This window comes from Microbacterium sp. LWO13-1.2 (assembly GCF_038397725.1).
Lineage (GTDB): Bacteria > Actinomycetota > Actinomycetes > Actinomycetales > Microbacteriaceae > Microbacterium.
In genome coordinates, this window is sequence record NZ_CP151634.1 from 2,673,197 (window position 1) to 2,694,390 (window position 21,194).

Sequence of the window (21,194 nt, forward strand, 5' to 3'; positions counted from 1 at the left end):
GCTCAGGCCGGGCATGCCGGTTGCAGCGCTCAGGCCGCCCGCACGGTCGCTGCGCGCGCGAGATCGCGGAGTTCGCTGACGGCGGCGTTGTCCAGGCGCGCCCCGGACAGAGCCCGGTCGGCCTCCTTGGCGTAGTCCGAGATCATCGTCTCCACGCGATCGAGGGCGCCTGAGCCTGCGATCGTCGCCTGCAGTGACGACACCTGCTCGTCCGTGAGCGATGCATCGCCCAGCAACTCGTCGAGAAGGTTGCGCGTCGAGGTGTCGACGGCATCCCTGGTGAGGGCGATGAGGACGGTGCGCTTGCCCTCGCGGAGGTCGTCGCCCGCGGGCTTGCCGGTGACGGCTGCGTCGCCGAACACCCCGAGCACATCGTCGCGAAGCTGGAAAGCCATGCCCAGCGGATGACCGAATCGGCGCAGCGCGGCGAGCTGGTCATCCGCGGCGCCGGCGAGGGATGCCCCCAGCAGCAGGGGCTGCTCGATGCTGTATCTGGCCGACTTCAGCGAGACGACGCGGAGCGCGCGCTCCGCATGCGTGTCGCGCGGATTCACACTCCATGCCGATTCCTCGGCGATGTCGAGGAATTGCCCTGTCGTGACGTCACGGCGCATCCGGGCGTATTCGGCGCGCACCGTCGCGGCGTGCGGGTGGTCTGCGATCCCGGTCTCCATGAGGTCGTCGCTCCAGGCGACCAGGAGATCTCCCAGCAGGATCGCGGAGGCGCGTCCGAACGACTCGGCATCGCCCGTCCATCCCGCCGCGCGGTGGGCGCTCTCGAGGGCGCGATGTGCCGCAGGACGGCCTCGGCGGGTGTCCGAGTTGTCGATGAGATCGTCGTGCACGAGCGCGGCGGACTGGAAGATCTCCAGCGCGGCGCACAGATCCCAGAGCGCATCGCTCTCCACGGCGTTCCGGTCGAGGAAGCGGGCGACCGAGCGCCAGCCGGAGTGGCAGAAACGTGCCCGCAGTCGCTTACCGCCGACGAGGGTGTCGGCAGCCGCGTCGAGGAACGAAACCGCGTCAGGGCCGTAGCCGGCGGACTCGGCGCGTGCCCTGTCGAGGAAGCGCTTCAGGCGCTCAGCGACGGCATCGGGGACAGGAGTGGGGGACGACACGACTCTCAGCATACGTACACCGAACGAGGTGCCGGACAGCTACCCCAGATCGCCGGGCTGGGCGTAGAATGTAAGGCACCATACCCGAGGGGGACGAGATGCCACTGTCCGAACAGGAGCAGCGTCTGCTTGATGAGATGGAACGCCATCTCCTGCACAACGACGCCGACGTCGTGAGCGCGCCCTCCGGTGATCGTGCCTTGAGCTACCGCAACCTCGTGTACGGGGCACTCCTCCTGCTGGCCGGCGTCGGCGCGCTGATCGCGGGTGTCGCCCTCGGCGACGTGCTCGGCATCGTCGTCGGTGTGATCGGTTTCGCGACGATGCTCGCCGGAGTGATGCTCGCTGTCACCCCGGTGCGCCGCACCACCCCGGTGCCGGCTCGCGAGGGCAAGTCGGCCAAGCCGCAGAACTCGGCGTCCTTCATGGATCGCATGAACGATCGATGGGATCGCCGCCAAGACGGTCGCTGACCGCCAACAAGTCGTCTTCTCGAAGGCCCGGATGCTCTGAGCATCCGGGCCTTCGTCGTTTCTCGGCGCGGCGCGGTGTTGGGGCGATGCGCGCTGGCCCTCCCCTCTTCCTCCACTGCGCTCCACCGCGAGAAATCAAGGATCTCAAGACGCTCATGCGCGGATCGACGAAGGATCACGGCGATTGGTCGTAGGTTTGTGGAGGAAAGTGGAGTAAAGTGGGGCGCACCTCGAGTTGGCCGGACGAAGAGGGGGGTGATGGCCATGTTGCTGGGGACGCACTCACCGAAGCTCGACGACAAGGGACGGGTCATCCTTCCCGCGAAGTTCCGCGAAGATCTGGGCGGCGGCATCGTCGTCACCCGCGGTCAGGAACGCTGCCTCTACGTCTTCAGCACTGCCGAGTTCGAGACCATGCACGAGCGGATCCGACGGGCCCCGCTCGCCAACAAGCAGGCGCGTGACTTCATGCGTCTGTTCCTCTCCGGAGCGAGCGCGGAGATGCCGGACAGCCAGAACCGCATCACCATCCCGGCGCACCTTCGTCAGTACGCCGGGCTCCAGAAGGAGCTCGTCGTCACGGGAGTCGGCGCCCACGCCGAGATCTGGGATGCCGAGAGCTGGAACACCTACCTCGCGGCCGGCGAGGAGACCTACGCAGACCTGGAGCAGGAGGTGATTCCGGGACTCTTCTGACCACGGCTGTGATGCCCCGCCGCTCCCGCCCCGACACACTTCCCCGGTGCCGGGTCGAGCGGAGGGGGATCAGGGCCCTGGTCACCGGAAAGAGAAACGTCACCCGAGAAAGATCATGAACCTCCGAGACATTCACACCCCCGTCCTGCTCGACCGCTGCGTCGAGCTGCTCGCTCCCGCCCTCCAGGCCGACGGAGCGGTGCTCGTGGATGCCACGCTCGGCATGGGCGGCCACGCCGAGGCCTTCCTCCAGCGCTTCGACAACATCCGGCTCATCGGGCTGGATCGCGACACGGATGCCCTGCGGATCGCGGGGGAGCGGCTCGCACGCTTCGCGGACCGGATCACCCTCGTGCACACCGTGTACGACGAGATCGGCCTGCACGCACAGGGCGCCGCCGGCATCCTCTTCGACCTCGGTGTCTCCTCGTTGCAGCTCGATGAAGCAGAGCGCGGGTTCGCGTACTCCAAGGACGCACCGCTGGACATGCGCATGGACCAGACCAAGGGGGTCACCGCCGCCGAAGTCATCGCCACGTACAACGAGGGCAACCTCCGCCGCATCTTCGAGCGCTACGGCGAGGAGAAGCTCGCCGGCCGCTACGCGCGTTTCATCATCGAGGCGCGACAGAAGCAGCCGATCACCCGCTCCGGCGAACTCGTGGAACTGCTGATCGCGGCGACCCCCGCCGCAGCGCAGCGCGCGGGCCACCCGGCCAAGCGCGTGTTCCAGGCGTTGCGCATCGAGGTCAATGCCGAGCTGAACGTGCTCGCAGACGCGATCCCTGCGGCGATGGACGCACTCAGCGTCGGTGGACGGATCGTCGTGATGTCGTATCAGTCGCTGGAAGACCGCCTGGTCAAGCAGGCGTTCGCGGCCGGGGCTGCTTCGACGACGCCCCCGGGACTCCCGGTCGAACTCCCCGAGCACGCTCCGCGGTTCCGCATCGTGACCAAGGGCGCCGAACTGGCGGACGACGCCGAGCGTGCGCGCAACCCCCGGGCGATCCCGGTGCGGCTGCGCGCGGCCGAGAAGATCAGGGAGTCGGCATGAGCCTCAACGCCACCGCGCGCGTCCTGCCACGGCCCTCTGCGCCGACGAAGGCGCCGGAACGTCGCCTTCGTCCCCTGGAGCGTCCTGCCGAACGACGCAAGCCCAAGCTCGCTTACGCGCTGATCGCCCTCGGTGGTGCGATGGCGATCGGTGCTCTCCAGATCGCGCTCTCGCTGGCGATCACCCAGGACTCCTTCACGCTTGCCGCGCTCAACTCGCAGCAGCGCGAGTTGAACCTGCGCACGCACGCGCTGCAGGAGGAACTCACCGGGCTCAGTTCGCCGCAGCTGCTGGCCAGCAGCGCAGCCGGCCTCGGAATGGTCGTCGCGGGGTCGCCCTCGTATCTGCGCCTCAGCGACGGTGCGGTGTTCGGAGCAGGCTCCGGTGCCGATTGGTACTCGACGGTCGACCCGAACGGTTCGGGCGCGGTGGGCAATGCGCTCCTGCAGGCCGCGCATACCGAGACGACACCGCCGGCCGGTGATGAAGCCGCGGAGAGTACGACATCCGATCTGCCGCCGTCGATCACCGATGGCCTCCCCAGCCCCACGACCCACTGAGCCGAAACCCAGACGGAGACATCCTCATGACGACACGAGCCACCCGCAGTCCGCGGCGACGCACCGTCGTCGCCCTCGCCGTCGTGCTCGCCGTGCTGGCGGCGTTCGTCGTCCGGCTTGTCGACATCCAGGTGGTCAGGGCGGATGCCCATGTCGAGGACTCGCTCCGCACCGGCAAACTCGGAACGTCGACGTCGATCCCCGGTCAGCGCGGATCGATCGTGGACTCCGAAGGCACAGTCCTCGCCTCCAGCGTCCTGGTCTACGACGCCCAGCTGAGCCCGCAGGTCATCATGCTCCTGGAGAACGACGAGGAGAACAAGCCGAAGCTGCCGTGGGCCGAGGCGTCCGAGAAGATCGCCGCGATCACCGGTCAGACCGGCGATGAGGTGCGCGCGATCGTCGCCGCCGCTCTTGCCGAGAACGCCGAGAGTCAGTACGCGCTGCTGAAGCGGGGCCTGACCACCGAGCAGTACCTCGCGCTGCGCGACCTGGGGCTGCCCTATCTGGCCGTGAAGCCCCGGGAGACACGGGTCTACCCGAATGGCGCCGTCGCCGGCAACATCGTCGGCTTCCTCGACGGAGAGGGCAAGGCGCAGGTCGGCGTCGAGAAGATGGAGGGCCAGTGCCTGGCCTCCACCGCCGGCGAGAGGTCCTACCGCACCGGCAAGGACGGCGTCGTGATCCCCGGCAGTGAACGCACTGTCGACGCGGTGGACGGTGGAACCGTGCAGCTCACGCTCAACAGCGATCTGCAGTGGTACATGCAGCAGATGATCGGCGAAGAGGCGCAGAAGCAGGGTGCCAAGGGCGGCACCGTCACAGTCGTCGAGACCAAGACCGGCAAGATCCGGGCGGCGGCCGAGTGGCCGGCGATGGACCCCAATGATCTGGATGCGTCGGCACGCGAGACCTGGGGCAACCAGATCTTCACGTACGACTTCGAGCCCGGCTCGACGTTCAAAGCGATCACCGCCGCTGCGGTGATCGAGGGCGCGGGGGCGAGCCCCCTGACCACCGTCACGGCTTCGTCTCGCGAGACGTTCCCGAACGGGGCCGTCATCAACGACGCCTTCTCGCACCCGGACTACAACTACACGCTCGCCGGCGCACTGATCGACTCGTCGAACGTGGCGCTGTCGAAGTTCGGCGAGATGGTCAGTCCGGACGTGCGCCACGACTACCTGCAGCGATTCGGCGTCGGCACCGAGACGATCGGGTTCCCGAACGAGACCGACGGCACGCTGCACCCGACCAGCGAGTGGGACAACCAGTCGATCTACACCACCTCCTTCGGTCAGCACTTCACCGTCACCGCACCGCAGCTCGCCGGGGCGTACCAGGCGATCGCCAACGGCGGGGAGAAGATCGGGCTCTCGCTCGTCGAGTCCTGCACGCAGACGGACGGCACCGTCGTCACGCCGGATGCGCCAGAACGCGAGCAGATCGTCACGCCCGAGACCGCATCGCAGCTGACGCGCATGCTGGAGAACGTCGCGGTGCAGGGCGGACTCGCCGAAGACATCGCGGTGCCCGGCTACCGTGTCACGAGCAAGACCGGAACCGCGCAGGTCGCAGATCTGGTCAACGGCGGCTACAAGTCCGGCGTCTACTACACGAGCATGGTCGGCTTCGCGCCCGTCGACGATCCTGAGTACGTCATCGTGGTGACCCTCGACGAGCCGACTAGAATTACATCGTCTGCCGCAACCGCTTCCGCCTTCCAGAAGGCCGTGACGCAGGTCATGAAGACCTATCGCGTCATGCCGTCGTCCACGCCGATGGACGAGTTGCTGCCCAAGTTCGAATAGCCGGCGAGAGCCGCGCATGGAGATGTCATGATCGCCCTGTCGCTTGCTGAGATCGCCGCCATCACCGGTGGTGACCTGCGTCTCGTCGGAGACGACACCGCCACCACGGTGGTGAGGGGAGTGGTCGACACGGACTCCCGAGAGATGGAGCCGGGGTCGATCTTCGTCGCGAAGCCCGGGGCCGAGACCGATGGGCACCGCTTCGTCGGCGCCGCCGCTCAGGCGGGAGCCGTCCTGGCGATCGTCGAGCGGCCGGTCGATGAAGCTGTGACCCAGATCGTGGTGACGGATGTGATCGCGGCCCTGGCTGATCTGGCCAAGGAGGTCGTGGGGCGCGTGCGCGCCATCGGGAATCTGAGGATCGTCGGCATCACGGGCTCGAACGGCAAGACCACGACGAAGAACTTCCTCGCTCGCATCCTGTCGGACGAGGGCGAGGTCGTCGCGCCCGTCAGGTCGTTCAACAATGAGGTCGGCGCTCCCGTCACCATGCTCCGCGTCACCGAGAACACGCGGTATCTGGTGAGCGAGTTCGGCGCAGCGGCACCGGGGAGCATCGCTCACCTCGCCGGTCTGGTCGAGCCGGACGTCGCGGTCGTCTTGATGGTGGGCCTTGCCCATGCCGGCGGGTTCGGCGGCATCGAGGAGACGGCGAAGGCCAAGGCGGAGTTGGTGGCCGCGGCGCGAGCCGATGGCACGGCGGTTCTGGGTATCGACGATTCTCGAGTGGCCGCGATGCGGGAACTCGCCACTGAGCGCGGTATGCGCGTCGTCGGTTTCGGGCAGAGCGCCGCCGCAGACATCCGGGCGGACGACGTCGCAGTGACGGCATCCGGCACGCGCTGCACCGTCGAAGTCGACGGCATCCGATTCCCGCTCCACATGCAGGTGCTCGGCGCGCATCATGTCGGCAACGCGCTGGCGGCGATCGCCGCGGCCGGCGTGCTGGGCGTGTCGGTTGCGGATGCGATCGCCCGTCTGGAGACCGTGGAGATCGCGGAGCGCTGGAGGATGCAGCCACTCGGCAGCGACCGCGTGCGCATCATCAACGATGCGTACAACGCCAGCCCCGACTCGATGGCGGCAGCCCTTCGCACTCTTGCTCAGATCACCGGCCCCGGTGAGCGAACCGTCGCCGTGCTCGGCGCGATGACAGAGCTCGGTGAGAGCACGGGGGAGGAGCACGACCGTATCGGCCTGCTCGCCGTGCGCCTGAACATCCAGCGGATCGTCGTCGTCGGCCCTGAGGCCCGCCGTCTCTACCTCTCCGCCGTCGGTGAAGGCTCCTGGGACAGCGAGGCCGTGCATCTGCCCGATCAGGATGCCGCTTTCGAATACCTGCGCACAGAACTTCGCGACGGCGACCGCGTGCTCGTGAAATCATCCAATTCCGTGGGCCTTCGGCATCTCGGCGATCGTCTGGGAGAATTGTTCTCGTGAGGTCCCTGCTAATGGCGGCGGCGATATCGCTCGCCTTCACACTCTTCCTGACTCCTGTCTTCCTCCGGCTGTTCCGCAAATGGGGATGGGGGCAGGTCATCCGCACCCCCGAGGACATCGCCAACCCCAGCCACGAGGCGAAGCGCGGAACGCCGACGATGGGCGGGGTGATCTTCATCCTCGGCACCATCGTGGGTTACTTCACCGGTGTGTACGTCAGCGGCGAAGTGCCTGCGCTGTCGTCGATCCTGGTGATCTGGTTGATGGTCGGGTTCGGTGCCGTCGGCTTCATCGACGACTACATGAAGGTGCGCAGTCAGCGCAGCCTCGGCCTCTCCGGCTGGAGGAAGGTGATCGGGCAGCTGCTCGTGATCATCCCGTTCGGCGTCGTCGCCCTGAACTTTCCGAACACGTTCGATCAGACACCGGCGAGTGGCTCGATCTCGCTGTTCCGCGACATCACGTGGCTGAACCTCTTCGTGTTCGGCGCGATCCTCGGATGGGTCCTGTACCTGGTGTGGATCGCGATCATCGGCGTGGCGACCTCGAACAGCGTGAACCTGACTGACGGGCTGGACGGCCTCGCGGCTGGAGCCGGTGTGTTCGTCGTCGGTGCATACAGCCTGATCGCGTTCTGGCAGTTCAAGCAGTCGTGCACGGTCGTGGATACCGAGGCCCTCAGCGGATGCTACGAGGTGCGCGATCCGTTCAACCTCGCCATCATCTCCGCGTCGTTCGCCGCCGGGCTCATCGGCTTCCTCTGGTGGAATGCCCCGAAGGCCAAGGTCTTCATGGGCGACGTCGGCTCGATGGCGATCGGTGGCGTGATCACGGCGATGGCGATCCTCACCCGCACCGAACTGCTGCTCTTCGTAATCGCCGGGGTCTTCGTGATCTCCTCCGGGTCGGTGATCCTGCAGCGCACCTACTTCAAGGCGACTCGCGGCAAGCGGCTGTTCCTGATGAGCCCGTTCCACCACCATCTCGAGATGCGCGGCTGGCCGGAGGTCACCATCGTCGTGCGCCTCTGGGTCATCGCGGGCCTGCTGGCGGTGTCGGCCGTCGGACTCTTCTACGTCGAGTGGTTGACGCGTGTCGACTGAAGCGCGCCTGGATGCTCTGACCAGCTGGCACGCCGACTGGAGGGGACTGCGGGTCGCGGTTCTCGGCCTTTCGATGACCGGCTTCTCGGTCGCCGACACTCTCACCGAGCTCGGCGCCGACGTCCTGGTGCTCAGCGAGACCGCTGCGGACGAATACGAGGGACTGCTGCCCGTGATCGGCGCCCGGTTCGAGCTCGGCTCGCTGGCGGCCGTCCCTGATGCCCTGACCGATTTCGCCCCCGAGGTGATCGTCGCCTCTCCAGGGTTCTCGCCCTCGCATCCGCTGATCCGCTGGGCTCAGGATTCTGGCATCGCCCTCTGGGGCGATATCGAACTGGCTTGGCGCCTTCGCGACAAGGTCGTCCGCGCGGACGGCACGCCGGCGGACTGGGTTCTCATCACCGGCACGAACGGCAAGACGACGACCACGCAGCTGACGGCGTCGCTGCTCGTCGAGGGCGGGCTGCGCGCGGCTCCGTGCGGGAACATCGGCGTGCCGGTGCTCGATGCCGTGCGCGACCCCTCAGGGTTCGATGTCCTGGTCGTGGAGCTCTCCAGTCATCAGCTCTGGTACCTCGGGCAGTCGACGGCCGCGGGGGAGCTGTTCCCCTACGCGGCCGTCTGCCTCAACCTCGCCGACGATCACCTGGTATGGCACGGCAGCGCCGACGCCTACCGCGACGCGAAGGCGTTCGTGTACCGCAACACACGGATCGCCTGCGTCTACAACAAGGCCGATGAGGCCACCAGACGCATGGTCGAGGACGCCGACGTCATCGAGGGCGCCAGGGCGATCGGCTTCGACCTCGGCGTCCCCGGGCCCAGCGACCTCGGCGTCGTGGAGGGACTCCTCGTCGATCGCGCGTTCCATGAAGACCGCGCGCGCAGCGCCCTGGAGTTGACCACGGTCGCGGATCTCGAGAATGCGGGATTGTCGGCACCGCACATCGTGCAGAACATCCTCGCCGCCAGTGCGCTCGCCCGCTCTCTCGGCGTCGCACCGGCGGCGATCCACGCGGCACTTCTGAAGTTCCGATTGGATGCCCACCGCATTCAGGTGATCGCCCGGCACGCCGGCATCACCTGGGTCGACGATTCGAAGGCGACGAACCCGCATGCCGCGGCTTCGTCGCTGCGTGCCTTTCCCGGTGCCGTCTGGGTCGTCGGAGGCGATCTCAAGGGCGTGGACATCGCCGACCTCGTCGCCGAAGTCGGCACGACGGCCAGTGCAGCCGTCGTCATCGGGGTCGAACGGTCGGCCGTTGTCGCGGCATTCCAGCGACACGCGCCCGCAGTGCCCGTATTCGAGGTGGAAGCTGGCGAGACTGGACACGTCATGAACCGTGTCGTGGAGATCGCGGCGGGGATCGTCGACGACGAGGGTACGGTTCTGCTGGCCCCGGCGGCGGCATCCTTCGACCAGTTCTCCAGCTACGCGGATCGCGGCCATCGCTTCGCCGAAGCGGTGCGGGACTGGATCGACCGGGGGAACGCCGATGACACAGGTCGCCCGAACCCCACGCGGTGAAGCCGGGCGCTCCGAGTCCGGCGGACTCGCCGCCCGCGTCACGCTCGGGCGCCGCTTCACCCCGGTGTCGACGGAGTTCCTCCTCATCACATCGACCGCCCTGCTGCTGACGATCTTCGGCCTCGTGATGGTGCTCTCCGCCACGAGCGCGACGGCGGTGGCCAACGGTGACAATCCGATGGACGGCGCCCTGCGACAGGGCGTGTTCGCGATACTGGGTGTTCCGCTGATGTTCCTGATCAGCCGGTTTCCGGTGCCGTTCCTGAAGAAGATCGCCTGGCCGGCACTGTTCGGCGCCGTCGCGCTGCAACTTCTCGTCTTCACGCCGCTCGGCGACGAGGGCGGCGGAAACCGCAACTGGATCAAGATCGCGGGATTCACGCTCCAGCCCTCGGAGTTCCTCAAGCTGGCCCTCGCGCTCTGGATCGCCTACGTCCTGCTGCGCAAGCAGGCGATGCTGGGAACCTGGCACCAGGTCTTCATCCCTGTCATCCCGGTCGGTGTCCTCGCCATCGGCACGGTTCTCGCCGGTAAGGACCTGGGCACGTCGATGGTGCTCGTACTCATCCTCCTCGGCTGTCTCTTCTTCTCCGGAGTGAAGCTGCGACTGTTCATCCTGCCGGTGATCCTCGGCGTGGCCGCGGTGCTGGCGTACGCGCTGACGAGCCCGGACAGGTTGCGGCGCATCACGGCGACGTGCGACGACATGTCGCAGTACTACGGCGACTGCTATCAGTCGATCCACGGCATCTGGGGCATGGCGAGCGGCGGCATCTTCGGCCTGGGGCTCGGCAATTCGCAGGAGAAATACGGCTGGCTGCCCGCGCCGGGCAACGACTTCATCTTCGCGATCGTCGGCGAGGAGCTGGGACTGATCGGCTGTGTCGTCGTGCTCGCCCTCTTCACGTTCTTCGCCGTCGGCGCGTTCCACATCATCCGCAAGACGTCGGATCCCTTCATCCGCGTCGCTGCCGGTGGCATCACCGTCTGGATCGTCGGGCAGGCCGTGATCAACATCGGCGTCGTGATCGGAATCTTCCCGGTGATGGGCGTGCCGCTGCCGTTCATGTCTCAGGGCGGCACCGCCCTGCTCGCCGTGCTCATCGCCTGCGGTGTGCTCCTCGCGTTCGCACGCACGCTTCCGGCCACCGAGCGGGGCAAGGCCGTCCGCACTCCTTCGGCAGAGCGGGGTAGGGTCACCAGGTGACCACGTACCTGCTTGCCGGCGGAGGAACCGCCGGCCATGTCAACCCCCTGCTCGCCGTCGCCGATTCGCTGCGTGCGCGCGATGCTGAGGCTTCCGTCCTCGTGCTCGGCACGGCGGAGGGGCTGGAGTCCCGTCTCGTGCCCGAGCGCGGCTATGAGCTGCTCATCGTGGACAAGGTGCCGTTCCCTCGTCGTCCGAACAAGCAGGCGGCGGCGTTCCCCGGGCGTTTCCGCCGAGCCATCGCCCAGGTGCGCGCGCACATCCGCGCACACGGAATCGACGTGCTCGTCGGCTTCGGCGGCTACGCGTCGGCGCCGGCGTACGTCGCCGCGCGGCGCGAGGGCATCCCCTTCGTGGTGCACGAGGCGAACGCGAAGCCCGGACTCGCGAACGTCCTCGGCGCGCGGCGTGCGGCGGCCGTCGGCGTCGCGTTCGAGGGCACGCCATTGCGGGGGAGCGAAGTGGTCGGCATGCCCCTGCGAAGCGAGATCATCGCCCTCGATCGGCGCGCGGCGCGTGCGGAGGCCGCGGAGGCGTTCGGCCTGGACCCCGACCGGCCTGTGCTGCTCGCGTTCGGCGGTTCGCTGGGCGCGCAGCGCCTCAATGAGGCGCTTGCGGATTCGTGGGCAGACGTCCTCGCGGCGGGCTGGCAGCTTGTGCACGTCACGGGGGAGCGCAGCGATCTCGTCGACCCCGAGGTGCCCGGGTACGTCGTCCGGCGGTATGTCGACCGGATGGACCTCGCGTTCTCCCTCGCCGACCTCATCGTCTCGCGGTCGGGGTCGGCGACGGTCAGCGAGATCAGCGCCCTCGGGATTCCGGCTCTGTACGTCCCGTACTCCGTCGGAAACGGCGAACAGCGCCTGAACGCCGCATCGTCGGTCGCCGCGGGTGCGGCGGAGCTGCTCGACGATGCCACCTTCGACGGAGATGCCGTGCGACGGATCGTGGTCCCCCTTCTCGGAGACCGTGAACGCCTGGCCCGGATGGCCGCGGCTGCGGAGCGCACCGGTACCCGCAACGGCACCGAGAACGTCGTCGCGCTGATCGATCGCGCCCTGGGTGCCTCCGCATCCGCTCGTTGAGCGAGCGCGGCGAGACGAAACGCACCCACGGAAAAGTAGACTAGTCCCGACATGATCAGACCCGACCTCTCCCTCCCGATTCCCGAGACGATCACCGCCGCGCACTTCATCGGCATCGGTGGTTCCGGTATGAGCGGACTCGCCCGGATGTTCCTGGATGCCGGCATCCGCGTCTCCGGTTCCGACCGCGCCGACAGCGACAACCTCCGCGCGCTTGCCGCCGCCGGGGCGACCGTTCACGTCGGGCACGACGCCGCACACCTCGGCGATGCGGACACCGTCGTGCACACCGGAGCCATCTGGCCGGAGAACCCGGAGTTCCTGCTGGCGAAGGAGCGCGGGCTGCACGTCATCCACCGCTCCCAGGCGCTGCACTGGCTGATCGGCTCGCGCCGTCTCGTCTCGGTCGCCGGTGCTCACGGCAAGACCACGTCGACCGGCATGATCGTCACGGCGCTGCGCGAGCTGGGCGCCGACCCGAACTTCGTCAACGGCGGGGTCATCGAGCAGCTCGGCCTGTCCAGTGCGAGCGGCTCCGGCGACCTGTTCGTGATCGAAGCCGACGAATCCGACGGAACCTTCCTGCTGTACGACACGTCGATCGCGCTGATCACCAATGTCGACCCGGACCACCTCGATCACTACGGCTCCGACGAGGCGTTCCACGACGCCTTCATCCGGTTCGCGAATGCCGCGACGGAGGCGGTCGTGATCTCGAGCGACGACCCCGGTGCCCTCCGCGTGAGCGCCGGGCTGACGCATCCGAACGTGATCACGTTCGGTAAGGCCGTCGATGCCGACGTGCGCGTCACGGACATCGTCACCGACGGGCCGGTCTCGGCCACGATCTCTCACGGGGTCGAGAGCGCGCGCCTGCAGCTGGCCGTGCCGGGGGTGCACAACGCGATCAACGCGGCCGGCGGTATCGCGGTGCTGCGGGCACTCGGCTTCTCACTCAGTGACGCGACGCGGGCGATGGAGGGCTTCGCCGGTACGGTCCGCCGCCTCGAGCAGCACGGAGTCGAGCGCGGCGTCGCCGTCTACGACGACTACTCGCACCATCCGACCGAGGTCCGCGCAGCGCTCGAGGCGATGCGCACCCTGGCCGGTGAGGGGCGCATCATCGCGATCCAGCAGCCGCACACGTATTCGCGCACCCAGCACATGTACCAGGAGTTCGCCGACGTGCTCGAGGAGTTCGCGGACCACACCGTGATGCTCGATGTCTACGGTGCGCGGGAGGACCCGGTGCCGGGCGTGACCGGCGAGCTGGTCAGCGACGCGTTCCGCGACGCTGCGAACGTGCACTACGTCGCCGACTGGCAGGATGCCGCCGACTACACGGCCACCGTGGCTCGCCCGGGTGACTTCGTGATCACCCTCGGCTGCGGGAACGTGTACCAGATCATCCCGCAGGTGCTCGAGTCGCTGCGGCAGACCCCCGGGGCCTAGCAGATGCGCCGGCCCGCACCCCTGCCGACGCCGGCGGAGAAGGAGACACCTTCGCAACCGGTTTCGCGCTCTCGCCGTCAGGCCGAGAAGCCCGACAAAAGCGAGCGGGTGGCGGATTCGAATCCGAGCGAGACGGCGCAGGACCTGCCGGAGGAGTTCGCAACGCCGACGACGAGTCGCGATGTCTGGCGGGCAGCACGTGCGCGCCGCAAGGCGCTGCGCGCCGAGATCCGCCGCTTCACGCAGCGCTCCCGTCGTCGCCGCATCATCTGGTTCACGGGCATCGGGGCGGTGCTGGTGCTGATCGGCGGGAGCGTTGCCGCCGCCTACAGCCCGCTTTTCGCCGTGGAGAAGATCACCGTGGTGGGCGCGTCCACACTCGACCCGGCGACCGTCGAAGCGGCGCTGAGTGCCCAGATCGGCACACCCCTGGCGCTGGTGGACACCAGTGAGGTGAAGGCGGCGCTGCTCGCCTTCCCCCTGATCGAGACGTACGCGCTCGAGGCGAAGCCGCCGCATGACCTCACGGTCAGCATCGTCGAGCGCACGCCGGTCGGCGTGATCGAATCGGATGCCGGTTACACACTCGTCGATGCCGCAGGCGTCGCGCTCGCGACGACGAGCGACCAGCCGGCTGGCCAGCCGCTGATCGAGGTCGAAGGCGGAGTCGACTCCACGGCCTTCGAGAGCATCGGGCTGGTCATGCGGTCGTTGCCGGCCGATGTGCGCGCCGTGGTCACGAGCGCCCGCGCGTCAACCGCGGATGACGTCACGCTGACCCTCGCCTCGGGACTGATCGTGGTGTGGGGGAGCGCCGAGGAGTCCCGCGACAAGGCGGTGGCTCTGAGCAGGACGATGGCTGCGAGACCCGACGCCAGCACGATCGATGTCTCCTCGCCCGAGCTCGCCGTCGTCGGCTGAGCCGGATCTGCACGGCAAACGCGCGACACGCCCGTGTCGCTGCGGGCCCGCGAGCACGCGGCGCTTACCTTCGAACAAGAGAAACCAATACCGGGAAATACTTTACACCTCTAGTTGAGGTTTAAGGTTCACACTCTGGTTTCTCGCCTAAACGACAGGCTCGACTATTCGGAGGCCGGCCATGAGCCAGAACCAGAACTACCTCGCCGTGATCAAGGTCGTCGGCGTGGGCGGTGGCGGCGTCAACGCCGTCAACCGCATGATCGATCTCGGCCTCCGCGGAGTCGAGTTCATCGCTGTCAACACCGACGCACAGGCACTGCTCATGAGCGACGCCGACGTCAAGCTCGACGTGGGCCGCGAGCTCACCCGTGGCCTCGGTGCCGGCGCCGACCCCGAGGTGGGTCGCCGCGCCGCAGAAGACCACGCCGAAGAGATCGAGCAGGCTCTCACCGGGGCCGACATGGTCTTCGTCACCGCGGGCGAGGGCGGCGGCACCGGCACCGGCGGCGCACCCGTCGTCGCGCGTATCGCGAAGTCCATCGGCGCGCTCACCATCGGTGTCGTCACCAAGCCGTTCTCCTTCGAGGGCCGCCGCCGCCAGAGCCAGGCCGAGGCGGGCGTCGCCAAGCTCAAGGAAGAGGTCGACACCCTCATCGTGGTGCCGAACGACCGTCTTCTCGAGATCAGCGACCGCGGCATCTCGATGATCGAGGCATTCGCCACCGCCGATCAGGTGCTGCTCGCCGGTGTGCAGGGCATCACCGACCTCATCACGACTCCTGGTCTCATCAACCTCGACTTCGCCGACGTCAAGTCGGTCATGCAGGGTGCGGGTTCCGCGCTCATGGGCATCGGCTCCGCGCGCGGCGCCGACCGTGCGATCAAGGCCGCCGAGCTCGCGGTCGAGTCGCCGCTGCTCGAGGCGAGCATCGAGGGCGCGCACGGCGTGCTGCTGTCGATCCAGGGTGGTTCGAACCTCGGCATCTTCGAGATCCACGACGCCGCGGACCTCGTCAAGGAGGCGGCGCACCCCGAGGCGAACATCATCTTCGGAACGGTCATCGACGACACTCTCGGCGACGAGGTGCGCGTCACGGTGATCGCCGCCGGCTTCGACAGCGGAGAACCCACGCTGCGCCTGGACCCGATGGTGGTCAGCCGTCCGGCGGCAGCGGCGACGCTGCCCGACGTGCCGCTCTCCAGCGTCTCCGATGCTCCGGCCACGCCGGAGAAGACCGAGACCGAATCGGCCCAGCGGGTCCCCGCGACCAGCATCGAGCCGGCGTTCGCCGAGGACGACATCGACATTCCTGAGTTCCTGAAGTAACACGGGAATCCGATTTGAGTGAATTGGCTGCGCGGCTGTCGGCGATCGACACGCAGATCGCGGACGCCGCGCGCCGAGCAGGCCGCGATGCCGGGGAGATCACCCGAATCGTGGTGACGAAGTTCCATCCGGCATCCGTCGTCCGGGAGCTCCATGCGCTCGGCGTGCGCGACGTCGGTGAGAATCGGCAGCAGGAGATGTCCGCCAAAGTCGACGCCCTTCGGCAGGCTCAGGGACCGGTCTTGGCGGACCTGCGCTGGCATTTCATCGGCCAGGCGCAGACGAACAAGGCGGCGGCGATCAGGAGCGGGGCGGATGCCGTGCACTCGGTCGACCGCGAACGGCTGGCCGATGCGCTCCATCGTGCGGCGGAGGACGACTCCGCGCTTGACGTGCTCGTGCAGATCAATCTCACCGGCGACGCCGGGCGCGGGGGAGTCGAGCCGGGCGCGGCAGACGCTCTCGCCGAGCACGTGCTCGGCCTGCCCTCGCTGCGGCTCCGTGGAGTGATGGCCGTGGCCCCGCTCGATGAGGAACCGGCATCCGCCTTCGCGCGCTTGCGCGTCGTCGCCGACCGGATCCGCCTCATCGCGCCGGATGCGACATGGATCTCCGCCGGCATGACCGGCGATTTCGCCGAGGCCATCGCCGCAGGTGCGACACACCTGCGGATCGGCTCCGCAATCACGGGACCCCGGCCCGACCGGGGTTAACCTCTAAACAGACCAGCCCGAACGTTCGAACCGGAGGACACGATGGGTAACCCGCTGAAGAAGACCATGGTGTATCTCGGCCTCGCCGACGAGGAAGAGGTGTACGAGGAGGAGACGCAAGCTCCTGCCCGCGCACACCGCGAACGCGACCGCGAGCAGCGTGACCGTGAAGAGGCCGCCCCGGCGCCCGTCACGCCGTTGCGTCGCCCCGTCGCCGTGCGGCAGCCTGCTGCGGGCACGGTGAACGAGATCCTCACGGTGCACCCCAAGCAGTACCGCGACGCTCAGCTGATCGCTGAGAGCTTCCGCGAGGGCGTCCCGGTGATCATCAACCTCTCGCAGATGAGCGACGCCGACGCGCGCCGCCTCATCGACTTCGCCAGCGGTCTCTCCCTGGGCCTCTACGGCCGCATCGAGCGCGTGACGTCCAAGGTCTTCCTGCTGTCGCCGGAGAACATCGCGGTGTCGGGCCACGGGGGAATCGCACACGCAGACGCCGAGTCTGCGGGCTTCGACCAGTCGTAGCCCGTGGAGCTGGTCTCCGTTGCCGCGAGCATCGTTCATCTGGTGCTTCTGCTGTACATCTTCATACTCTTCGCACGCCTCATCCTCGACTACATTCCGCTGTTCAACAGGGAATGGCGTCCGAAGGGCGCTGGCCTGATCGTCGCTGAGATCGTTTACACGATCACCGACCCCCCGATCCGCTTCTTCCGGCGATTGATTCCGCCGTTGCGCATCGGAACGCTGTCGCTGGACTTTGGTTTCGCACTCACCATGCTGATCGTGCTGATCCTCATGAACATCGTGCGCATCTTCGTCTGATCTGCGCAGCGACTTCGTCGCGCACGGGTGTCGCGACATCGCGACATTCAGATGCGGGGACTATGCTTGGCTCCCAGGTGCGCGCCCCGGATTCGCGCCACATCACGACCACGCCATACATCGAAACTGGCAACAGAACTCATCGAAAGAGGAGCCACCCATGGCACTTACCCCGGATGACGTCGTCACCAAGCAGTTCCAGCACGTCCGTTTCAAGGACGGCTTCGACCCGGACGAGGTGGACGACTTCCTCGACGAGATCGTCATCGAGTGGCGCAAGGCCCTCGAGGAGAACGTCGAGCTGAAGGCCAAGCTGGCCGCCTACGAGTCCGGTGCGACTCCTGAGGCCGCCGCTCCGGCTCCCGCTGCCGTCGTCGAGGCACCCGCGCCGGTCGCCGTCGCCGAGGTCCCCGTCGAGCCCGCAGCATCCGGCTCCGCGACCGCGACCGCAGGCATCATCGAGCTCGCGCAGCGTCTGCACGACGAGCACGTCGCCGAGGGTGAGGCGAAGCGCAACCAGCTCATCGCCGAGGCCGAGACCGAGGTCAGCCGCATCCGCGGCGAGGCCGAGGCCAAGCAGCGCGAAGAGACCTCCCGCATGGAGCGCGAGCGCAACCAGCTCGAGGCCCGTATCACCGAACTCCGCAACTTCGAGCGTGACTACCGCAACCAGCTGCGCGGTTACATCGAGGGTCAGCTCCGCGACCTCGACGAGAAGTCGGCGTCGACGGACTCGACCCCCGTCTCGGCGATCGGACTGTAGGTCGACCCTTTGCCAGGACGTCGTCCCCTTCGTCGGTCGGCGGCCGGTGCGATCGTTGCGATTCTCGCAGCGCTCGTACTGGCCGCCGATCAGTTTGTGAAGCACCTCACGATCACCAACCTGCCATTGCAGGAGTCCGTGCCTGTGCTCGGAGAGTTTCTCCAGCTCTACTACGTGCGCAACCCCGGAGCGGCTTTCTCGCTCGGTTCTGAGGTCACCTGGATCTTCACGATCGCTCTGTCGATCGTCGCCGGTGTGATCATCTGGAAGGCGCTTTCGCTGCGTTCGCGCTTGTGGGCTCTGGTTCTCGGATGCCTGCTCGGCGGCGTGCTCGGCAACCTGACCGACCGTCTGCTCCGCGAGCCGGGTTTTCCGGTCGGGCATGTCGTCGACATGATCTCGATGCCCTGGATGATGCCGGCGATCTTCAACGTCGCCGACATCTTCATCGTCACTGGCATGATCTCGGTCGCGCTCCTCGTCGTGTTCGGGCTGCGCTTCGACGGCACCCGCGAGCGTGACCATGCTGCGGCAGAGGCGGCAGCGCACGCCGATGCGGCGACTTCCGAGAAGCCGGATGGGTCGACGACCGCCGACGTGGAGCGCTGAGCGTGGAATCCCGTTCCCTTCCCGTCCCCGACGGTTTGGACGGTACGAGGGTCGACGCTGCGCTGGCGAAGATGCTCGGTTTTTCGCGCACCTTCGCCGCTGACGTCGCCGCCGCCGGTGGTGTGCAGCTCGATGGAGTGACGCTCGACAAGTCCGATCGTCTGCGCGGCGGTGGCTGGCTCGAGGTCGAATGGCAACCGAAGGAGGAGCCGCGGATCATTCCGATCCCGGTACCGGATCTCGGCATCGTCTACGACGACGACGACATCGTCGTGGTCGACAAGCCCACCGGCGTGGCCGCCCATCCGTCGCTCGGCTGGGAGGGGCCGACCGTCGTCGGCGCTCTGGCCGCCGCAGGCTTCCGTGTCGCGACCAGCGGTGCGCCGGAGCGCCAGGGCGTGGTGCACCGGCTCGATGTGGGGACCAGCGGGCTCATGGTGGTCGCGAAGACTGAGACCGCCTACACCGCGCTGAAGCGCGCCTTCAAGGAGCGCACGGTCGAGAAGATCTACCACGCGGTGGTTCAGGGGCATCCGGACCCGCTCGTCGGCACCATCGATGCGCCGATCGGGCGACACCCGAATCACTCCTGGAAGTTCGCGGTGATCCCCGACGGCAAGCCGTCGGTCACGCACTACGAGACGCTCGAGGCCTTTCCGGGGGCATCGCTCCTGGAGATCCACCTGGAAACCGGCCGCACGCATCAGATCCGCGTGCACATGGCCGCGCACCGGCATCCGTGCGTGGGCGACCCGCTGTACGGTTCCGACCCGACGATGGCAGCCAGACTCGGCCTGACACGGCAGTGGCTGCACGCGCACCAGCTCGCCTTCCACCATCCCGCCACCGGCGAGTGGGTGCAGTTCGAGTCACCGTATCCGGCCGATTTCCGTCACGCGCTCGACGTGCTCCGCGGGGAATAGCGAACGCCCCCTTCTCTCTCTCCTGGCACCCGCAGCCGGTGCGCTAGCGTGGATGCGCCGCTGAGGGGGAGGCGCTTGTGAGACGACCCATTGACCGACGTACCGCACTGCTCGGAGTCCTTGCGCTCGGACTGATCGGGTGTGCTCCGCGTCCGACTGTCCCGTCAGAAGTTGCTGTTCCGACGCGGATGCCGACGCCGACGCGGATGCCGATGCCGGTGTCGACTCCGACGCCGACTCCGGTGCTGCCCGATCCCGTTACGATCGCGGCACGACACCACGGTCTCGTGCCGTCGTCGTGGGGGATGCACCTGCCTGGCGTCGTGTCGGAGCTGGTGAACCCGACGGACGAGCACGGAGCGGCACGGGTGGCGCTGACCTTCGACGCGTGCGGAGGATCGGGCGGTTCGAACGTCGATCACGCGCTGATCGATGGTCTGCGCGCCGCGACGGTGCCGGCGACGCTGTTTCTGAACCAGCGCTGGGTCGAGACCCATGCGGAGCTGGCGGCAGAGCTCGCGGCGGATCCGCTTTTCCTTCTCGCGAACCACGGCACCGGGCACCATCCGCTCTCGGTCACGGGCGCGGCCGCGTATGGGATTCCGGGAACAGGGTCCGCGGCAGGTGCGGTCGACGAGGTGTGGAGCAACCATCAGGTGCTCACAGAACTCGTGGGGCATCCTCCGCGCTATTTCCGCGCAGGCACAGCGCACTACGACGATGTCGCGGTGCGGATCGTGCACGAGCTCGGCGAGATACCGATCGGGTTCAACGTCAACGGCGATGGCGGTGCCAGTTATTCCGCAAGCGCGGTGCGCCACGAGTTCGGGCGGGCCGCCGCTGGAAGCATCGTTCTGGCGCATATGAACCGGCCGGACGGCGGAACCGCGGCAGGAGCGCTGGCAGCGATCTCCGATCTGCGGGCCTATGGTGTTCGATTCGTCCACGTGGACGCCTGACGGAGAATGGCCTCATGAACATCGAAGTGCGCCCGGCGACCGCGTTCGACGATGTCGCAGCGCTCGTGGGACCGAAGAAGCCGACGTCGAATGTGTGCTTCTGTCTGAGCTACCGCATCGGCAGCAAGGAGAACGTGGCGCTCATCGGTGAGGACCGCGCGAACCGCGTCCGTGAGCTGTGCGCGCAAGATCCACCGCCCGGAGTGATCGCGTACCTCGACGACGAGCCGGTCGGCTGGGCGGCCGTGCATCCGCGGCGAGACACGAGCTTCGCGCGGAACCGATTGATCCCGCATGTCGACGACCTCGACGTCTGGTCGCTCTGGTGTTTCCGGGTCCGTCCAGGGCATCGGAAACTCGGGCTCATGCACGCCCTGATGGACGGCGCCGTCGCGTATGCCCGGGAACGCGGTGCCCCGGCGATCGAGGGATACCCGGTGGACAACGACGGGGCGAAGGTCAATCAGACCATGATGTATGTCGGGACACGCGCCATGTTCGAACGTGCGGGCTTCGAGAAGGCGGCTGACACCGGGTCAGTGATCGACGGTTTCCCTCGCGTGCTCATGTGCCTCGACCTCTCGTGAAAGAAATCGTGAACCGCTTCTCGATTCTGGCGCAATA

At 67.5% G+C, this 21,194-nt stretch carries 22 protein-coding genes; 21 read left to right on the top strand and 1 reads right to left on the bottom strand.

Translation table 11 applies throughout. The features are described from left to right. Nucleotides 1–29: 29 nt before the first annotated feature. Nucleotides 30–1,118 carry a polyprenyl synthetase family protein gene (locus MRBLWO13_RS12655; RefSeq protein ID WP_341974349.1) on the bottom strand — a complete coding sequence of 363 codons (1,089 nt, stop codon included), beginning with the start codon at nt 1,116–1,118 and terminating at the stop codon, nt 30–32. Between the two features lie 98 nt (nt 1,119–1,216). Between MRBLWO13_RS12655 and MRBLWO13_RS12660 the strand changes: the two genes are divergently transcribed. The 21 genes from MRBLWO13_RS12660 to MRBLWO13_RS12760 all read left to right on the top strand — a co-directional run bounded on the left by MRBLWO13_RS12660 (nt 1,217) and on the right by MRBLWO13_RS12760 (nt 21,157). Further along, the gene (locus tag MRBLWO13_RS12660) at nt 1,217–1,591 is read left to right on the top strand and encodes a DUF3040 domain-containing protein (protein ID WP_341974350.1); all 375 of its coding nucleotides are present in this window, start codon (nt 1,217–1,219) and stop codon (nt 1,589–1,591) included. Between the two features lie 264 nt (nt 1,592–1,855). Beyond that, nucleotides 1,856–2,287 carry a division/cell wall cluster transcriptional repressor MraZ gene (gene mraZ / locus MRBLWO13_RS12665; protein WP_341978389.1) on the top strand — a complete coding sequence of 144 codons (432 nt, stop codon included), beginning with the start codon at nt 1,856–1,858 and terminating at the stop codon, nt 2,285–2,287. 115 nt (nt 2,288–2,402) lie between these two features. Next, the gene (gene rsmH / locus MRBLWO13_RS12670) at nt 2,403–3,341 is read left to right on the top strand and encodes a 16S rRNA (cytosine(1402)-N(4))-methyltransferase RsmH (RefSeq protein WP_341974351.1); all 939 of its coding nucleotides are present in this window, start codon (nt 2,403–2,405) and stop codon (nt 3,339–3,341) included. Then, nucleotides 3,338–3,901, top strand: a complete 564-nt coding sequence (locus tag MRBLWO13_RS12675; RefSeq protein ID WP_341974352.1) for a hypothetical protein — start codon at nt 3,338–3,340, stop codon at nt 3,899–3,901. Before rsmH ends, MRBLWO13_RS12675 begins: the two co-directional genes overlap by 4 nt. Before the next feature lie 26 nt (nt 3,902–3,927). Then, nucleotides 3,928–5,712, top strand: coding sequence for a penicillin-binding protein 2 (locus MRBLWO13_RS12680; protein WP_341974353.1), 1,785 nt, complete (start codon nt 3,928–3,930; stop codon nt 5,710–5,712). A 27-nt stretch (nt 5,713–5,739) separates the two neighbouring features. Beyond that, entirely contained in the window at nt 5,740–7,152 is a 1,413-nt protein-coding gene (gene murF, locus MRBLWO13_RS12685) for a UDP-N-acetylmuramoyl-tripeptide--D-alanyl-D-alanine ligase (protein WP_341974354.1), read from the top strand. Then, a complete protein-coding gene (gene mraY / locus MRBLWO13_RS12690; RefSeq protein ID WP_341974355.1) occupies nt 7,149–8,255 on the top strand; it encodes a phospho-N-acetylmuramoyl-pentapeptide-transferase in 1,107 nt (368 codons plus the stop codon). Before murF ends, mraY begins: the two co-directional genes overlap by 4 nt. Then, the gene (gene murD, locus MRBLWO13_RS12695) at nt 8,245–9,783 is read left to right on the top strand and encodes a UDP-N-acetylmuramoyl-L-alanine--D-glutamate ligase (RefSeq protein ID WP_341974356.1); all 1,539 of its coding nucleotides are present in this window, start codon (nt 8,245–8,247) and stop codon (nt 9,781–9,783) included. The genes mraY and murD overlap by 11 nt, the downstream gene beginning before the upstream one ends. Further along, entirely contained in the window at nt 9,752–10,990 is a 1,239-nt protein-coding gene (ftsW, locus tag MRBLWO13_RS12700) for a putative lipid II flippase FtsW (RefSeq protein WP_341974357.1), read from the top strand. Before murD ends, ftsW begins: the two co-directional genes overlap by 32 nt. Continuing rightward, entirely contained in the window at nt 10,987–12,075 is a 1,089-nt protein-coding gene (locus tag MRBLWO13_RS12705) for a UDP-N-acetylglucosamine--N-acetylmuramyl-(pentapeptide) pyrophosphoryl-undecaprenol N-acetylglucosamine transferase (protein WP_341974358.1), read from the top strand. Before ftsW ends, MRBLWO13_RS12705 begins: the two co-directional genes overlap by 4 nt. A 51-nt stretch (nt 12,076–12,126) precedes the next feature. Next, complete coding sequence (gene murC / locus MRBLWO13_RS12710; RefSeq protein ID WP_341974359.1) at nt 12,127–13,527, top strand: UDP-N-acetylmuramate--L-alanine ligase; 1,401 nt, start codon at nt 12,127–12,129, stop codon at nt 13,525–13,527. A gap of 108 nt (nt 13,528–13,635) precedes the next feature. After that, on the top strand, nt 13,636–14,448 hold the full coding sequence (locus tag MRBLWO13_RS12715) for an FtsQ-type POTRA domain-containing protein (protein WP_341974360.1): 813 nt from the start codon (nt 13,636–13,638) through the stop codon (nt 14,446–14,448). A gap of 181 nt (nt 14,449–14,629) precedes the next feature. Then, the gene (gene ftsZ / locus MRBLWO13_RS12720; RefSeq protein WP_341974361.1) at nt 14,630–15,778 is read left to right on the top strand and encodes a cell division protein FtsZ; all 1,149 of its coding nucleotides are present in this window, start codon (nt 14,630–14,632) and stop codon (nt 15,776–15,778) included. Nucleotides 15,779–15,792: 14 nt separating this feature from the next. Continuing rightward, nucleotides 15,793–16,491 carry a YggS family pyridoxal phosphate-dependent enzyme gene (locus MRBLWO13_RS12725; RefSeq protein ID WP_341974362.1) on the top strand — a complete coding sequence of 233 codons (699 nt, stop codon included), beginning with the start codon at nt 15,793–15,795 and terminating at the stop codon, nt 16,489–16,491. A gap of 42 nt (nt 16,492–16,533) precedes the next feature. Next, nucleotides 16,534–17,016 (top strand): cell division protein SepF, encoded by a 483-nt coding sequence (sepF, locus tag MRBLWO13_RS12730; RefSeq protein ID WP_341974363.1) that lies wholly within the window; start codon nt 16,534–16,536, stop codon nt 17,014–17,016. Nucleotides 17,017–17,019: 3 nt separating this feature from the next. Further along, nucleotides 17,020–17,316: a YggT family protein gene (locus tag MRBLWO13_RS12735; protein WP_341974365.1), complete on the top strand. Its 297-nt coding sequence runs from the start codon at nt 17,020–17,022 to the stop codon at nt 17,314–17,316. A 160-nt stretch (nt 17,317–17,476) separates the two neighbouring features. Next, complete coding sequence (locus tag MRBLWO13_RS12740; RefSeq protein WP_341974367.1) at nt 17,477–18,079, top strand: DivIVA domain-containing protein; 603 nt, start codon at nt 17,477–17,479, stop codon at nt 18,077–18,079. Between the two features lie 51 nt (nt 18,080–18,130). Further along, on the top strand, nt 18,131–18,688 hold the full coding sequence (gene lspA / locus MRBLWO13_RS12745) for a signal peptidase II (protein WP_341978391.1): 558 nt from the start codon (nt 18,131–18,133) through the stop codon (nt 18,686–18,688). 2 nt (nt 18,689–18,690) lie between these two features. Then, entirely contained in the window at nt 18,691–19,611 is a 921-nt protein-coding gene (locus MRBLWO13_RS12750; protein ID WP_341974368.1) for an RluA family pseudouridine synthase, read from the top strand. A 188-nt stretch (nt 19,612–19,799) separates the two neighbouring features. Next, entirely contained in the window at nt 19,800–20,570 is a 771-nt protein-coding gene (locus tag MRBLWO13_RS12755; protein WP_341974369.1) for a polysaccharide deacetylase family protein, read from the top strand. Nucleotides 20,571–20,584: 14 nt separating this feature from the next. Then, on the top strand, nt 20,585–21,157 hold the full coding sequence (locus tag MRBLWO13_RS12760) for a GNAT family N-acetyltransferase (protein WP_341974371.1): 573 nt from the start codon (nt 20,585–20,587) through the stop codon (nt 21,155–21,157). Nucleotides 21,158–21,194 lie beyond the last annotated feature (37 nt).

Bases quoted from the DNA above. Each gene is read 5' to 3' on its own strand.
- sepF (WP_341974363.1), top strand. From the start codon at position 16,534: ATGGGTAACCCGCTGAAGAAGACCATGGTGTATCTCGGCCTCGCCGAC.
- MRBLWO13_RS12760 (WP_341974371.1), top strand. From the start codon at position 20,585: ATGAACATCGAAGTGCGCCCGGCGACCGCGTTCGACGATGTCGCAGCG.
- ftsW (WP_341974357.1), top strand. From the start codon at position 9,752: ATGACACAGGTCGCCCGAACCCCACGCGGTGAAGCCGGGCGCTCCGAG.
- rsmH (WP_341974351.1), top strand. From the start codon at position 2,403: ATGAACCTCCGAGACATTCACACCCCCGTCCTGCTCGACCGCTGCGTC.
- murF (WP_341974354.1), top strand. From the start codon at position 5,740: ATGATCGCCCTGTCGCTTGCTGAGATCGCCGCCATCACCGGTGGTGAC.
- MRBLWO13_RS12675 (WP_341974352.1), top strand. From the start codon at position 3,338: ATGAGCCTCAACGCCACCGCGCGCGTCCTGCCACGGCCCTCTGCGCCG.
- MRBLWO13_RS12740 (WP_341974367.1), top strand. From the start codon at position 17,477: ATGGCACTTACCCCGGATGACGTCGTCACCAAGCAGTTCCAGCACGTC.
- murC (WP_341974359.1), top strand. From the start codon at position 12,127: ATGATCAGACCCGACCTCTCCCTCCCGATTCCCGAGACGATCACCGCC.
- ftsZ (WP_341974361.1), top strand. From the start codon at position 14,630: ATGAGCCAGAACCAGAACTACCTCGCCGTGATCAAGGTCGTCGGCGTG.
- MRBLWO13_RS12680 (WP_341974353.1), top strand. From the start codon at position 3,928: ATGACGACACGAGCCACCCGCAGTCCGCGGCGACGCACCGTCGTCGCC.
- MRBLWO13_RS12755 (WP_341974369.1), top strand. From the start codon at position 19,800: ATGCCGACGCCGACGCGGATGCCGATGCCGGTGTCGACTCCGACGCCG.
- MRBLWO13_RS12660 (WP_341974350.1), top strand. From the start codon at position 1,217: ATGCCACTGTCCGAACAGGAGCAGCGTCTGCTTGATGAGATGGAACGC.
- mraZ (WP_341978389.1), top strand. From the start codon at position 1,856: ATGTTGCTGGGGACGCACTCACCGAAGCTCGACGACAAGGGACGGGTC.